Raw genomic sequence first — 14,220 nt, forward strand, 5'->3', positions numbered from 1 at the left:
GATGCAAACACAATTTGAAACTGGCCTGGTGTGGTTCCGCCGCGACCTTCGCAGCGAGGACAACGCTGCGCTCAGCCTCGCTCTGCGGTCCTGCCAACAGGTCTTTTGCGTATTCCTGTTTGACCAAGACATCCTGGATCCGCTGCCCCGACAAGACCGCCGCGTCGAGTTCATCCGGGAGTCGCTGGTGGAACTCGATGCCAGCTTGCGGCAACTCAGCGGCAATGCCCTGGCGGGACTGATTTGCGTGCACGGCAAGGCACTTGACGCGATTCCGCAACTGGCACAGCAACTGAGAGTGCAGGCGGTTTTCGCGGCGCGCGATTACGAGCCTGCGGCCCAAGCACGTGATAACCACGTTGAAACAGCTCTCGCTGCCCAGCGCATCGCCTTCTTGATCGCCAAAGACCATGTCATCTTTGAGCAGCGCGAGGTGCTGACCCAGGCCAGCAAGCCCTACACCGTGTTTACGCCCTACAAAAGGGCCTGGCTGGCGCTTGTCGGAGATCGTCCGCTACCAGCGTATGAATGCCAAACGCACGCATCCGGATTGGCCCCACGCCCGGAGCCATTCGCCCAGCCCGTACCGACATTGGCGAATTTGGGGTTCGAGCCCTCCAACCTGAGTCAATTGCGCATTCCCACCGGCATGTCGGGAGCACAAAAGCTGTTGACCGACTTTCGGGACCGGATGGACAGCTATGACGCCACCCGAGATTTCCCTTCCATCAAAGGCCCAAGCTATCTTGGCGTGCATCTGCGCTTTGGCACAGTGTCGATCCGCCAATTGGTCAACCTGGCGCTGCCATTTCATCTGGCGGGCAACGGTGGTGCATCAACCTGGCTGGGCGAGCTGATCTGGCGCGATTTCTACTTTCAGATACTAGCCAACTTCCCACATGCGGCCCACAGCAGTTTCAAGCCCGAGTACGAACAGATCCATTGGGAAGATGGCGAGCGTGCTGAAAAACTATTTGAGGCATGGAAGCAAGGCCAAACCGGCTACCCGTTGGTGGATGCGGCAATGGCGCAACTCAATCAGACCGGCTACATGCACAACCGGTTGCGCATGGTGGCAGGCAGCTTTCTGGTCAAACACCTGGGAATCGATTGGCGCTGGGGTGAGCGCTACTTTGCCGAGTTGCTGAACGATTTTGACCTCTCTGCCAACAATGGTGGCTGGCAATGGGTGAGTTCCAGCGGATGCGATGCGCAACCCTATTTCAGAATCTTCAATCCGGTGAGTCAGAGCGAGAAGTTCGATGCAGAGGGCAAGTTCATCAAGCGCTATCTGCCGCAGTTGAGCAAGCTGCAAGGCAAGGCGCTGCACGCACCCTGGGTAGGCAAGGCCGACGAAATGGCTAGAGCGGGAGTGGTGCTGGGCGGGAACTACCCAGGCCCGGTGGTCGACCACGCACATGCCCGTTCGCGCACTCTGTTGCGCTACGGGGCTGTGCGCAAACTGCCCTAGATATCCGAGCTTTCAGAAGGGACGGTGCAGTAGCCGCGCACCAGACCCAGCAGTTCGTCTTCAGAGTAAGGCTTGCCCAGATAGTGGTCGACACCCAGTTCACGTGCGTGTTCGCGGTGTTTCTCCGCAATACGCGAGGTGATCATGATGATGGGCAGATCTTTCAGTTTGTCATCACCCCGGATGTTGCGGGCCAGATCAAAGCCATCCATGCGCGGCATTTCGATATCTGACAACACCACGGCAGGCCGCTCTTCGGCCAGCCTTTCGAGCGCCTGCAAGCCGTCGGCAGCCAGTGTCACACGGTAGCCTTCACGCTTGAGAAGACGTTGTGTCACGCGGCGCACCGTGATGGAATCGTCCACCACCAATACCAACGGTAACTCTACGCTTCCAGCCATGATGGTCGCCGATTTGGCGTCGCCCGCCACCGGCGTTTCAGGCGCCATGCGCAACTGACGCGCCTGATCGCCATACACGGCCGCCAGAGCAACCGGGTTGTAGATCAGAACCACAGCACCGGAAGCCAGCACGGACATACCCGCCAGACCTGGCAAGCGTGCCAGCTGTGGCCCGAGGTTCTTCACCACCACTTCTCGGTTACCCAACACTTCGTCTACGTGCAATGCCATGCGCTGGCCGGCGCTTCGGAACACTGCTACCGGCAAGGTCTTGGTGTGCAACTCGTGGCTATGCGACGAGACCTGCAGTAGCGCACCGGCCCAGAAGAAGGGGATGATTTCTCCGCCAAAGTCAAAGCCGTCACGCTGGTACGACTGTTCCACCAGATTACCTGGTACCCGCAGCACGGTTTGCATCAGGTTGGATGGCACGCCAATGGTGAACTCGCCCATGCGCATCATCACCACCTGCGTCACAGCAGTAGTCAGTGGCAAGATCACCTTGAAGGTACTGCCTTGGCCTGCCTGGGTCGTGGTCTCTATACGACCACCCAGCGAATTTACTTCAGAGCGGACCACGTCCATGCCGATACCGCGTCCGGCCAGTTCTGTCACCTGCTCCGCCGTCGAGAAACCGGGCATGAAAATCAGATTGGCAGCATCGCCATCACTGAGCGCGTCACTCGCCTGAATCACGCCATTGGCAATCGCCTTGGCGCGGATTTTGTCCAGATGCAAGCCGCCGCCATCGTCGCTGAAGGACACCGACACGTCATTGCTTTCCTGGTTCACAAGAATGGTAATGGAACCAATGGCCGACTTGCCTGCAGCGACACGCGTCGCACCATCTTCAATGCCGTGGGCCACAGAGTTACGCAGCATGTGTTCGAACGCAGGCGCCATGCGGTCCAGAACGCCACGGTCCATTTCGATGGAGCCGCCGATGATTTCCAGCTTGACCTGTTTGCCCGCATCTTTCGCAGCCTGGCGTACCACGCCGTACAAACGATCAGAGATGCCTTCAAATTCCACCATGCGCGTGCGCAGCAAATCGCGTTGTAGTTCACGGGCCTGGCGGCCTTGCGCGATCAGATCGTCTTCTGCGCCTTCAATGGATCGTTGCAAATTGCGCTGCACCGTGGCCACGTCATTCACCGACTCCGCCATCATGCGGGTCAGTTCCTGCACGCGGGTAAAGCGGTCAAATTCCAGTGGATCGAACGACTGTGCCGATTCCTTGGTTTGCGCCAGGCGCGACTGCATTTGCGATTCAGCCTGCAATTCGACATCACGCAATTGCTGGCGCAAACGGTCCAGATTGCCTGTCAATTCGTCCAGCGATGTACGCAACTGTGACAGGCGCGCGTCCATACGAGAACGCGTGATCATGACCTCACCTGCCTGATTGACCAGACGGTCCAACAGCTGGGAGCGCACACGCACCGACTGGTTTGCACTTTGGCGCAATGGCACATGGGCAACCACGGGCGCGGCGACCACTGCTTTGCTAACGGGGGTATCCGCTGTCTTTGCCTCAACGTTTGCGACCGACACGGCGGGAGCGTTAGAGGGAGCGGGAGCAGCAGCAGGCGCTTCTTCTTCGACGGGTTTGCCCAGCCGATCAAAGTTGTTTTGCAATGCGTCAAACGCAGCGAGCAATGGCTCCAGTTGCACGGCTTGCAAGGCTTCAGTACCCAGCTCTTCGATGCCGGACTCCATCCGGTGCGACATTTCGCCCAAGCGCATGGCACCCGCGAGGCGCGCACTGCCCTTGAGCGTATGCAGCACCCGCAATATTTCATTGCGTGCACCCAAATTGTCAGGACGAGACACCCACTGGCGCAGTGCGGTACCCAACTGGGGCATCAACTCGATAGCCTCTTCCTCAAAGAAGGGGAATAAATCTTCATCGAGCTGATCCACTGCATCGAGATCATCGTCCAGCGCGCGCACCACACGCAGCGGTGCTGCCACAGCCGCGGGTGCGGCTGCCGCTACGGCGGCAGGCGACACGACTGGTTCAGGCTCAGGTGCCTGCGTCGGCACTTCTTCTTCGGCCACCACATCCGGCTCTTCCACGCTGGCGGCCAATTCCGCTTCCAGAACCGCGTCTACGTGTTCTTCGACAACAACCTCTGTATACGCAGAGTCAACCGAGTCCGCAGAAACTGACTCCATCGTTGGCGCCGGAAATTCAGTTTCAATAATGGTCTGCAAAGCAGCCAAGGTAGCTTCGTCGGCGTCTTTCAGGAAGCCAGCTGCAAACTGATGCAACAAGCGGCGAATGTCTTCTGCAGCATTGTTGAACACCTGCGCCAACTCGGGCGAGCCCTGGCGGTGCAGTTGCACGTGTTGCAGCGCATGCTCCAGCGCACGGGCCATTTCCGACAAGGCTACAAAACCTACAGTGGCTGAGCTGCCCAACAGCGAATGCGCCAATGCAACGACAGAGTCCGATACCGGCTCGTGCAGCTCCAACGCCCATTCATTGAGTTCGGTCTGCAAACGCCGCGACCACTCATCGGCCTCATTGAGGTAGACGTTGTAAAGCGGAATGCTCAAACGCAGCGGGCCAATGACCTTAACTTGCTCTTCTGGCGCGGAAAGCTCTTCGGCTACAGGCTCTGCTTCCGGCAAATCCAGCGCTATTTCCTGTGCGACAGGCTCGGAAACGGCAGCAACCTCGCCAAAATCAATATCTCCCAGATCCAGACTGGCGCCAGCATCGTCAACGGCCGGTTGAGGAGGCAGATCCAGCTCGAAACTGCGAGTCGACTGGAAATCAGGGCGGGATCCGCGTGCCTCATCCGGCTCGGGCATCACATTGAGGCTGCTGACCAATTGGGTGTTCGCAAAATCGGCTTTGGGTTCAGGCGCTTCAAAGCGCAAGCTGTCCGCCAACGAAGTGGACGCAAACTCCACCTGCTCGGATGAAGCACCAAAGTCAAGGCTGTCTACCAACTGGGTACTTGAGAACTCAACCGGAGCTTCGCTCTCTGGTTGGGGCTGCGGCAGGCTGCTTACCAATGACGTAGAGGCAAACTCAACCACATCAGGTGGCGTCGCCTCTTCAATCACAACCACGGTCGTAGGTTGCAGGTCCGGCTCAACGCTGGAGGCAAAGTCCTCGACAGGCATTTCCATTTCCACGACTTCCACGGCCTCGGAGGCACCGGGGGTGTGCAGTGCAATGAGCTGACCATCCACGCGCAAACCATCCGCCGTCTTGCGGAAGTCCGCGACATTCCACGGGACATCGGCGTGATTGGCAATGTCTTCTACCCAACGGCCAAATGCATGCATGCCACTGCTCGCGACCGCAATCAAGTCGTCGCTGGCAGGGCGTTGTTCAGCCAGCCAGGTGTTGAGCAATTGCTCAAAAGACCAGGCTGCTTCGCCGAAATCGGTCAGGCCCACCATGCGCGAGCTGCCCTTGAGCGTGTGGAAGGCCCGGCGCAACGTGGTTTGCTCGGCCAGATTGGAGGGGTCACCGGCCAGCGCTTTGACGGCGGTCAGCCCGTTACGGACCACTTCGCGTGCTTCTTCCAGGAAGATGTCTATCAATTCATCGTCTTCACCGTCGTCAACAGTGACTGCAGGTGCTGCAACAGGCGCTGGCGGCACTGGAGCCACCGAGACTGGTGTCGATGCAGGCATAGCCACCATAGAGACCGTCGCCTGCATGTTGGGCGGCAGGTCCAGCACTTGAGTAGGCTCCAGCGGCATGTCCGGCGCTGCCGGCGCGGGCTGCTCAGCCTCCTGCACAACCACACGTTCACGGCCCATCAGTGGCTTGAATTCGCCCAACTCTTCGTCATACACGAACAGTTTCTTGGCCAAGGCGCGCTGGTAACTCAGCATGTCAATCAGGAAGCCCATAGCTCCGAGACTGTTGCCCAGTTTTTCGAATATTCCGGTGCGTGCAGTCGCCTCGTCGATGGTGTCCACCATGAACTGCTCTACGCTGGAGCGCATACGCAGGGCCGCAAGCGAAGGCTGGTCCAGCCCCAGCACCGAGAACACGCCGCGCATTTGCGCGAGCTGTGTGGGTACGTCGCGCAATGGCGCTTTGTCTTGCGGATTGCGGAAGAACGCATCGAGCGACTTTTCGACTTCTGTCAATGCGCTACGCAGCTCATCGACCACGCTGCCCATGGTCTGGCGGTCGCTCACCCGACGGTATAGCTCCTCCATCCAGCCTTCCATGGGCTCGGGCTCGCCGCCACCGCTGACGTGCCGCAAGCGCACTGCCAGGCGTGCGCTGCGATCTGCCATCTGGCTTTCGGTCGGATCAATGTCTTCGTAAGCGGCTTCCAAATACAAGACGGATGTCGCAACTTCCATGGCCACAGCAGGCACAGGAGCAGCCCCGCTTTTCACGGTGACATCCAGCGCATGAATCAGCGCCTGCGCCAGGTCACCGCATTCCGGATGGAGCTTCACGACAGAATCTGCCACCGCAGCAAATTGCTCGGAGGCGACCTTCAGCCGATTGGTATCACCTCCTGCAAGCGCCGACCAGGTCTCTGCAGCCGACGCAATACGTTTGCGTGCCAGGACCAGCAACGCCGGATCAAAGCGACCAAACTGTTCCGTTTCATAGTCGGCCGCCCGCAGGTTGGTGAGGTTGTACGTCTTGCGAACTGCGCTCAGATACGCTGCAGCAACACCCTCTTTGGGAACCGATTGCGCGCAGAAGAAAAGCAGGTCCTGCGCCAGCCGCTCGGACACATTGGTGTCACCCTTGGCCAGCGTCGCGTACTGTTGCAATACGCGGGAGGCCGCGCGCTTGGTGTAGCCGTCCAGCGGGCACAGCTCTTGGGACAATGCCTCGAAGAACCCCGCGGCAATCGACCAGAACGTACGCGTTTCCATCGACGTTTGGGTAGCCGCCAACCCAGCACAAATCCCGGAGAGGCGCCGTGCCGCCGCGGTATCACCGCTCTTGACCACCTTCAGAACCGATTGGTCCAATTTGGTCCGCACTTCGGTCTCGTACCCGATCGGTTTGGCCGCTTTGCCCGGCCGAATCTCCAGCCAGCGCCATTCGGGCGGCCACAAATCCGCCGGGTGCACTCGGTCGGCACCTGCCAGCTCCAGCACGGCCCGGTATTGGGGGAACAACGCAACGGATGATGCGGTCTTGCCTTTAAGCACACCTTCCAGATATTCCGTCAGCGCAAAACTGGCGCGCTCCATCTTGGAAGCAGCATCGTCGCTGCACAACTCAGGACGCTGCACATACTTCTGTGCCAATGCTTCCATCGCACGCAAGACCTTGGCAGGCGCGGGCAGGCCCACCATTTCCAAGGCACCCACCGCCTGGTGCAACTGCTGGCGTGCGATGCGCAAATGGCTGGCATCCAGCTCCGTCAGATCGGAGCCACGAGCCAACTCGGCGTCACGTACAAAGCGGCGCAATGCCTTGGCGGCACCGTCCAGTGACTTGCGCAGCTCGTCCAGCACCCAGGCCAAAGGCCCCAGGTCACTGGCCGCAATTTCGTTGTCGACGACGGGGGTGGATGCCATGGATACGGGTCTTTCCTAAGCGCTTTGCTCGGCGGATAGTCAGGCGATCTTGAATCGGGATACGGACTGGCGCAGCTCTTCGGCCATGCGCGAGAGCTCACGCACCTGATTGGCCGTGACCCGCGTACCTTCACCGGTTTGCTCGGTCACCGCAAAAATGTGCTGGATGTTGTCGGCCACCACGTTGGCCAGACCGGCTTCGCGGGACGCGGAGCTGGAGATCTGCTCAATCAGGTCGGCCACGCGGCGTGACACGCGGTCAATTTCTGTCAGCGCGGTACCCGCGGTGTCGGACAACTTGGCCCCTTCGACCACACCCTGTGTGGAGCGCTCCATAGCGCCGATCGCATCCTGCGTATCGGTCTGAATCGCCTTCACCAGCGCCGAAATCTGACGCGTCGCATCTGCGGAGCGTTCCGCAAGGCGCTGAACTTCTTCCGCAACCACCGAGAAGCCGCGACCGGCTTCACCGGCAGACGCCGCCTGAATGGCAGCGTTCAAAGCCAGAACGTTGGTCTGTTCGGTAATGTCCGAGATCAGCTCGGTAATTTCACCAATCTCCTGGGACGATTCACCGAGTCGCTTGATGCGCTTGGACGTTTCCTGGATCTGGTCTCGGATGGAGTTCATACCGCCGATCGCGTTCTGCACCGCTTTCAGGCCGGACTCTGACGCCTGCAAGGACTGGCGCGCTACGCGGGCCGATTCCTGGGCCTGGGTAGACACCTCGTTAATACGACCCGCCATATCCACAACGGATTTGCCGGTTTCGCGAATTTCATGCAGCTGTTCGTTGGAAGCTGCCAGCAGTTCGGTCGACGTGGCGTCCACATCGGCGGTCGTTTGTGCGACGCGGGCCGCCGTGTTCTGCACGTTGGCTACCAGCGAGCGCAGTTCTTCCACCGTGTAGTTCACCGAGTCGGCGATGGCGCCAGTAATGTCTTCGGTCACCGTCGCTTCTTGCGTCAAGTCACCTTCCGCCACTGTTTGCAACTCATTCATCAAACGCAAAATGGCGGCCTGGTTGGCGTCGTTGACGCGCTTGGCTTCCTGTTCTTGACGTTGCGCTTCAAGCTGCTGGTCTTCGGCAACCACTTGGCGTTTACGGCTGTCCTGCAGCTGCACATAGGACAAACCGCCCGCGCAAGCCAGCGCGAACGCCGCAGCGATCACCAGAATGGCCAGCGATAGACCGCTGATACCCGTCTTGCCGGACAGTTTGGCCTGCAACTCTTCCAGGTTGCGGCGCAGCGGTTCGCTGTCACCAATGATGGCGCCCTGCGCTTCACGCGCGGCAACCAAGCCCTGCAAGTTGCCCAAAATCGCACCTGCTTGAACACGGGTGTCTTCGTACATCTTGATCAGCGCATCGATCTGCTCCTTGGTCGCAGAATCTTTGGCTGCAGAGAGGCGCAGCTCGGCACTACCGGACTTCAAACCTTCGGAAATTTCCTTGAAGGTATTCAAGTCCTTACCCAGCAAGAACACGGCTTCCGGGCTCACACCTTCCGCGGTCAAGAACTCGTTGGACGACTTGCCGATACGTTGCGTCAACATCACCAACTGGCCTACCGCGGAAATTTCCATCGCCGGTGCGTTTTGCTGCAGCTTCAAAGAAGAAATCGTTTCGGCGATTTCCAGCAAATCAGACGACTGGCGGTTGATCAGGCGCAGCGCGGATCCGATCTGTGTCAGCACCTTTTGCTGGTCCATCACCGCCTTGGCATTCTTTTCAGCGCGGTCCACCAGCGGTGTGACTTTGTCCATTTCCGGCTTGAAGCTGTCATCCAGCGATCCTGCCAATCCACGGGTCGTCTTGGCCAAAACGTCCGCGCTCTCCGACACGTCGGGGAAGGCAGCAACGCTACCCACCAACGCCTGCGACACTGACTTCGCCAAACGCTGCGACTGCATCAGACCCTGACCTGTGGCACCCAATTGCTGGGCCACCTTGTCCGCCTGGCTCAGTGCGAAGAAGGTCACACCGGCCAGCAGCAACAGCGACACGCCCAGCATGATGGACAGCGTGCGCTGGTGTTCGACCACCGTACGCGAACCCAGGACCGGAATGCTGATCAGGTCTCCCGCTTTTCGTGGCGCGCCAATTTCTTCCGTTGCCGCATCTTCCGGTTCGTCCGCCATCATCGTGGATCGCGGAACCATCAGCGTTTCATTACTCGGGTCTTCCGAATTTCCGTCCGGCGTTGCCAGACTCAAACGGGAGTCCATATCGGACTCCGCAGATTTTTTGGAAAACAGATTTTTGATTTGGTCGACGACTGACATGGTGTGGCCTTAACGTGAACTAAGCGCTGATGCTCAAAAACTGGGGGGAGAGGGACAATGACCGCAAGTTGACTTCCTGCCAGGCTTGGCCGGAAGCATCCGTGAACCGATTACCGAAAAAGGAAGGCGCGCCTTCTGGCGCGGGCGTCGATGCGGTAAACGCATCCGCGCCACGCAGACCGGCCAGTGCATCCACCTGCAAGGCGCAATTCACTTCGAGCGCCGCGTTGAGTGTCACCACACTGGGGTCCACCGCCGCGGGTTCCAGTCGTTGCGCACCACCGGCATTGAAAATGAATGCCGCAAGATCCACCACGCCATACAGGCCGCCGCGGATGTTGTGCACACCACGGAACCAGCTCTGTGCGTACGGAACGGACTGGATGCTGGTGACCGGAAAAATTTCACCCGACTGTCCCAATGGGAACAAATAGTTGTAGCCGCCCGCGCGCACGGCGAGCCATGCAACAGACACGCCTTCGGAGCGCGCTGCCTGCAGACGACTGGCGAGTCGGGTCTGGAGTTCTCTGAGTGCTTCGCGATTGGCCATGGGTTCGGCGAATCAGCCCAGTGCCTTGATTTTGGCGAACAGATCGGTGGCATCCACCGGTTTGGTGATGTAGTCACGCGCTCCTTGGCGCATGCCCCACACGCGGTCGGTCTCCAGGCTCTTGCTGGTGCAGATGATGATCGGCACATCGGTGTATTCCGGTGTACGGTTGATCGCGCGGGTCAGCTGAAAACCATTCTGGCCAGGCATCACCACGTCCATCAGGATCAGGTCGGGCGTTTCTTCGGCCAGACGCTTGAAAGCATCATCCGCGTTTTCAGCGGTACGCACGGTAAAGCCATTTTTCTGCAACAGATCTGTCAGGAACATCAGTTCCGTTTTTGAATCGTCAACGATCAGTACTTTTGTTATCGCCATCAATCAGCTCCTTGCAAAACAGTGCCGAATTGCTGCACAGCCTGCAGCAATTGTTCTTTTGTAAACGGTTTGGTCAGGTAGTCCTGGGCCCCCACCATGCGCCCGCGCGCCTTGTCAAAAACGCCATCCTTGGATGACAGCATGACGATGGGCACGCCGGAAAATTTGGCATTGCGTTTGATGATGGCGCAGGTCTGGTAACCATCCAGCCTGGGCATCAGGATGTCGCAAAAAATCAGATGCGGCTGGTAGTCATTGACCTTGGCCAAGGCATCAAAACCATCTTCCGCCAGCAGGACCTCATGGCCACCCTGCTTCAGAAAAATTTCTGCGCTGCGGCGGATGGTGTTGCTGTCGTCAATGACCAGTACTTTGAAAGTTGATCCGTTGTTACTCACAGGGCCTTACTCCTAAAGAGGCGTTTGCGATCCAAGATAGCCGCGCCATCCCAACGATCCACCTTCAAATCTGAACCATCTCAAAATCTTCTTTGCGAGCCCCGCACTCGGGGCACGTCCAATTCATGGGCACATCAGCCCACAAGGTACCTGCGGCGATGCCGTGATCCGGAGCGCCCTGCGCTTCGTCGTAAATCCAGCCGCAAATCAGGCACATCCAAGTTTTTTTATCACTCACAGCTTAAAGGGCCTTCGAATAGAATGCAACGATTGTATAGAGGCGCCGCGACCGGTTTTCCCGCTGCGCCGTGAAAGAAGCCTCATTCTGCCTGAGGAAAAACCCGAACCCAGGCCCTTCCATGCAGACCCACACCACTCCCCCCCCCGATATAGAAGATACAGACGACGGCCCCTCTGCGTGCGTCATGGTGTTCAACGCCAATGATCCCAGCGGTGCTGGTGGTCTGACGGCTGACCTGATGGCAGTGGCCTCGGTAGGTGCGCACGGACTGCCTGTCGTCACTGGCGCCTACACGCGCGACACCACCGAGATATACGACCATTTCCCAATGGACGACGAGGCCGTTGGCGAACAAGCGCGAACCATTCTGGAAGACGTTCCGGTGCAGGTTTTCAAGGTCGGGTTTGTGGGCTCCCCGGAGAACCTGACTGCCGTTGCCGAGATTGCCTCCGACTACTCCGATGTGCCACTGGTGGCCTATATGCCCGACCTGTCCTGGTGGCAAGAGGTGCTGATCGATCAGTACCTCGATGCCTGCAATGAACTGCTGTTGCCGCAAACAACGGTGTTGGTTGGAAACCACAGCACCTTGTCGCGCTGGCTGTTGCCCGACTGGAGCTCCGATCGCAGCCCCACAGCGCGTGACATCGCCAAAGCCGCCAATGAGTTTGGCGTGCCCTACACGCTGGTTACCGGCATCCCCTTGCCAGAACAGTTCATCGACAACGTGCTGTGTTCGCCGACCAGCGTGATCTGCAGCGCCAAGTACGAACGTTTCGAGGCCACCTTTGCGGGCGCGGGCGACACACTGTCGGCCGCGTTGGCTGCGTTGATTGCCAGCGGCACAGAACTCTCCGAAGCCGTCACAGAAGCGCTGAGCTATCTGGACCGCTGCCTGGAAAGTGGTTTCAGACCCGGCATGGGCCAAGTGGTGCCTGACCGCCTGTTCTGGGCCCAACCGGAGGAAGACGATGAAGAGGGCGAAGACGATCCAGCGAATGCATCGTCTTTTGAAATCTCGCCCAACGACACCCGCCACTGATGGCGCCATTGATCGCGCCACTGATTTCTTTCCGATTCCGACATGACCGACCGCAACCAGCAACTTTTTGACCGCGCAGCGCGCGTAATCCCCGGCGGTGTGAACTCCCCGGTACGCGCCTTCAAATCCGTGGGCGGCACGCCCCGCTTTGTGCAGCGCGCGCAGGGCGCTTACTTCTGGGACGCCAACGACAAACGCTACATCGACTACATCGGATCGTGGGGCCCGATGATCCTGGGCCACGGCCACCCCGCGGTGGTGGAAGCCGTGCAAAAAGCGATTTTGGAAGGTTTCTCATTCGGTGCGCCAACCGAGCGCGAAGTGGAACTGGCCGAAGCCATCCTGGCGCTGATCCCGAGCATGGACATGGTGCGCTTGGTCAGCAGTGGCACCGAAGCAGGCATGAGCGCTATCCGCCTGGCGCGCGGCGCCACCGGCCGCAGCAAGATTTTGAAGTTTGAGGGTTGTTACCACGGCCATGCCGACGCGCTCTTGGTAAAGGCTGGCTCTGGCCTCGCCACTTTTGGCAACCCCACCAGCGCGGGTGTGCCGCCCGAGGTGGTGCAGCACACGCTGGTGCTGGAGTACAACAACCTGCAGCAACTGGAAGAAGCATTTGCACTGCACGGCAAGGAGCTCGCCTGCGTGATGATTGAGCCGATAGCTGGCAACATGAATTTCGTGCGCGCCTCCGTGCCCTTCGTCAAGCGCTGCAGCGAGCTGTGCACGCAGTACGGCGCGTTGTTTGTGTTCGATGAGGTGATGACCGGATTCCGTGTCGCTCCCGGCAGCGCCCAAGAGGTCTATGCCCGCGACATCCCAGGCTTCGCGCCCGACATGACGGTCATGGGGAAGGTCATTGGCGGCGGCATGCCGCTGGCGGCTTTCGGAGGCAAGCGCGCCGTGATGGAGCATCTGGCGCCGATTGGCACCGTCTACCAAGCGGGCACGCTATCGGGCAACCCTGTCGCAACCGCCTGCGGATTGGCGACACTGAAGGAAGTCGGCAAACCCGGTTTTTATGAAGACCTGAGCCGCAAGACACAAGCACTGGTCAGCGGCCTGACGGATGCCGCCCATGCTGCCGGACTGCCGTTTTGCGGTGACTCCGAAGGCGGCATGTTTGGCTTCTTTTTCTTTGATGCGCTGCCGCAAAATTACGCAAAGGTCATGACCACCGACAGCAAGGTGTTCAACGCCTTCTTCCACGGCCTGCTGGACCGCGGTGTTTACATTGCACCGGCCTTGTACGAAGCCGGGTTCATGAGCGCGGCACATACCGATGCCGACATCGCAGAAACCGTAGCGGCAGCAAGGGAAATTTTCAAGGCGCTATAAAGCGCCATGTTCCTGCCTGTTCTGGTTCTCGCTATTGCCGCGACGCTTGCTCCGCAGGCGCGTGCTGCCGAACCTGACTGGAGCGTAGGCGCCTATGGCGGCAAGTACTACGACACCGAGCCCGCAGGCTTCACGCAGGGACGCGCCAGTTTTCTGGACCAGTACCTCGTTGCGGCCACCGCCAGCAAGACCGTGTGGCGCTCCGAGGTGTGGCCTGTCTCGCTGGAAATCGATGGCATGGTGGGTTACCAGAATGGCATCGCCCCGCTGTGGGAAGTGGCCGTGGCGCCTGCATTGCGCTTTAGCGGATTTCCGTGGCGCGAAACCCTGCGAACTGACCTGCGACTGGCGCCTCTTGGCATCTCCTACACATCAGCTGTGAGCCCGCTGGAGTTGGGCAAAGACGGCCAGGGCAGCCGCACGCTGAACTGGCTGTTCATCGAAGTAGCGCTGTCGCGCCCGCAGCAAAAGTCTGACGAATTTTTCGTGCGGCTGCACCACCGGTGCGCCGTCTACGATTTGCTGAACAACTATGGCGCCAATGGCGAAGACTTCTTCGCACTGGGCTTTCGGCGCCGCTTCTAAG

General features: G+C 59.3%; 10 protein-coding genes. 4 read left to right on the forward strand and 6 right to left on the reverse strand.

Going from position 1 to position 14,220, the window contains the following annotated elements:
* Position 1: 1 nt before the first annotated feature.
* Positions 2–1,471, forward strand: a complete 1,470-nt coding sequence (locus AC1DV6_RS01130) for a cryptochrome/photolyase family protein (RefSeq protein ID WP_477974357.1) — start codon at positions 2–4, stop codon at positions 1,469–1,471.
* On the opposite strand, the gene AC1DV6_RS01135 is transcribed toward AC1DV6_RS01130, so the two are convergent.
* From AC1DV6_RS01135 to AC1DV6_RS01160, 6 genes are all read right to left on the reverse strand, one after another.
* On the reverse strand, positions 1,468–7,401 hold the full coding sequence (locus AC1DV6_RS01135) for a hybrid sensor histidine kinase/response regulator (protein WP_477974358.1): 5,934 nt from the start codon (positions 7,399–7,401) through the stop codon (positions 1,468–1,470). The genes AC1DV6_RS01130 and AC1DV6_RS01135 overlap by 4 nt on opposite strands.
* A 39-nt stretch (positions 7,402–7,440) precedes the next feature.
* Complete coding sequence (locus tag AC1DV6_RS01140) at positions 7,441–9,687, reverse strand: methyl-accepting chemotaxis protein (RefSeq protein WP_477974359.1); 2,247 nt, start codon at positions 9,685–9,687, stop codon at positions 7,441–7,443.
* Between the two features lie 19 nt (positions 9,688–9,706).
* Positions 9,707–10,237, reverse strand: coding sequence for a chemotaxis protein CheW (locus AC1DV6_RS01145; protein WP_477974360.1), 531 nt, complete (start codon positions 10,235–10,237; stop codon positions 9,707–9,709).
* Positions 10,238–10,249: 12 nt separating this feature from the next.
* Positions 10,250–10,615, reverse strand: a complete 366-nt coding sequence (locus AC1DV6_RS01150; protein WP_477974361.1) for a response regulator — start codon at positions 10,613–10,615, stop codon at positions 10,250–10,252.
* On the reverse strand, positions 10,615–11,013 hold the full coding sequence (locus AC1DV6_RS01155; protein WP_477974362.1) for a response regulator: 399 nt from the start codon (positions 11,011–11,013) through the stop codon (positions 10,615–10,617). The genes AC1DV6_RS01150 and AC1DV6_RS01155 overlap by 1 nt, the downstream gene beginning before the upstream one ends.
* A gap of 64 nt (positions 11,014–11,077) precedes the next feature.
* Positions 11,078–11,230, reverse strand: coding sequence for a rubredoxin (locus tag AC1DV6_RS01160; protein WP_477974929.1), 153 nt, complete (start codon positions 11,228–11,230; stop codon positions 11,078–11,080).
* Between the two features lie 142 nt (positions 11,231–11,372).
* On the opposite strand from AC1DV6_RS01160, the gene thiD reads away from it, so the two are divergent.
* From thiD to AC1DV6_RS01175, 3 genes are read left to right on the forward strand one after another with little or no spacing between them, the layout of a single operon-like run.
* On the forward strand, positions 11,373–12,296 hold the full coding sequence (gene thiD, locus AC1DV6_RS01165) for a bifunctional hydroxymethylpyrimidine kinase/phosphomethylpyrimidine kinase (protein ID WP_477974363.1): 924 nt from the start codon (positions 11,373–11,375) through the stop codon (positions 12,294–12,296).
* Between the two features lie 42 nt (positions 12,297–12,338).
* Entirely contained in the window at positions 12,339–13,634 is a 1,296-nt protein-coding gene (gene hemL, locus AC1DV6_RS01170) for a glutamate-1-semialdehyde 2,1-aminomutase (protein WP_477974364.1), read from the forward strand.
* Positions 13,635–13,640: 6 nt separating this feature from the next.
* Positions 13,641–14,219, forward strand: a complete 579-nt coding sequence (locus AC1DV6_RS01175) for a hypothetical protein (protein WP_477974365.1) — start codon at positions 13,641–13,643, stop codon at positions 14,217–14,219.
* The last annotated feature ends 1 nt before the right edge of the window (position 14,220 follow it).

The sequence above is a fragment of the Rhodoferax sp. P2_H8_2 genome (genome assembly GCF_056403235.1).

Bases quoted from the DNA above. Each gene is read 5' to 3' on its own strand.
- AC1DV6_RS01130 (WP_477974357.1), top strand. From the start codon at position 2: ATGCAAACACAATTTGAAACTGGCCTGGTGTGGTTCCGCCGCGACCTT.
- AC1DV6_RS01135 (WP_477974358.1), bottom strand. From the start codon at position 7,401: ATGGCATCCACCCCCGTCGTCGACAACGAAATTGCGGCCAGTGACCTG.
- AC1DV6_RS01140 (WP_477974359.1), bottom strand. From the start codon at position 9,687: ATGTCAGTCGTCGACCAAATCAAAAATCTGTTTTCCAAAAAATCTGCG.
- AC1DV6_RS01145 (WP_477974360.1), bottom strand. From the start codon at position 10,237: ATGGCCAATCGCGAAGCACTCAGAGAACTCCAGACCCGACTCGCCAGT.
- AC1DV6_RS01150 (WP_477974361.1), bottom strand. From the start codon at position 10,615: ATGGCGATAACAAAAGTACTGATCGTTGACGATTCAAAAACGGAACTG.
- AC1DV6_RS01160 (WP_477974929.1), bottom strand. From the start codon at position 11,230: ATGTGCCTGATTTGCGGCTGGATTTACGACGAAGCGCAGGGCGCTCCG.
- thiD (WP_477974363.1), top strand. From the start codon at position 11,373: ATGCAGACCCACACCACTCCCCCCCCCGATATAGAAGATACAGACGAC.
- hemL (WP_477974364.1), top strand. From the start codon at position 12,339: ATGACCGACCGCAACCAGCAACTTTTTGACCGCGCAGCGCGCGTAATC.
- AC1DV6_RS01175 (WP_477974365.1), top strand. From the start codon at position 13,641: ATGTTCCTGCCTGTTCTGGTTCTCGCTATTGCCGCGACGCTTGCTCCG.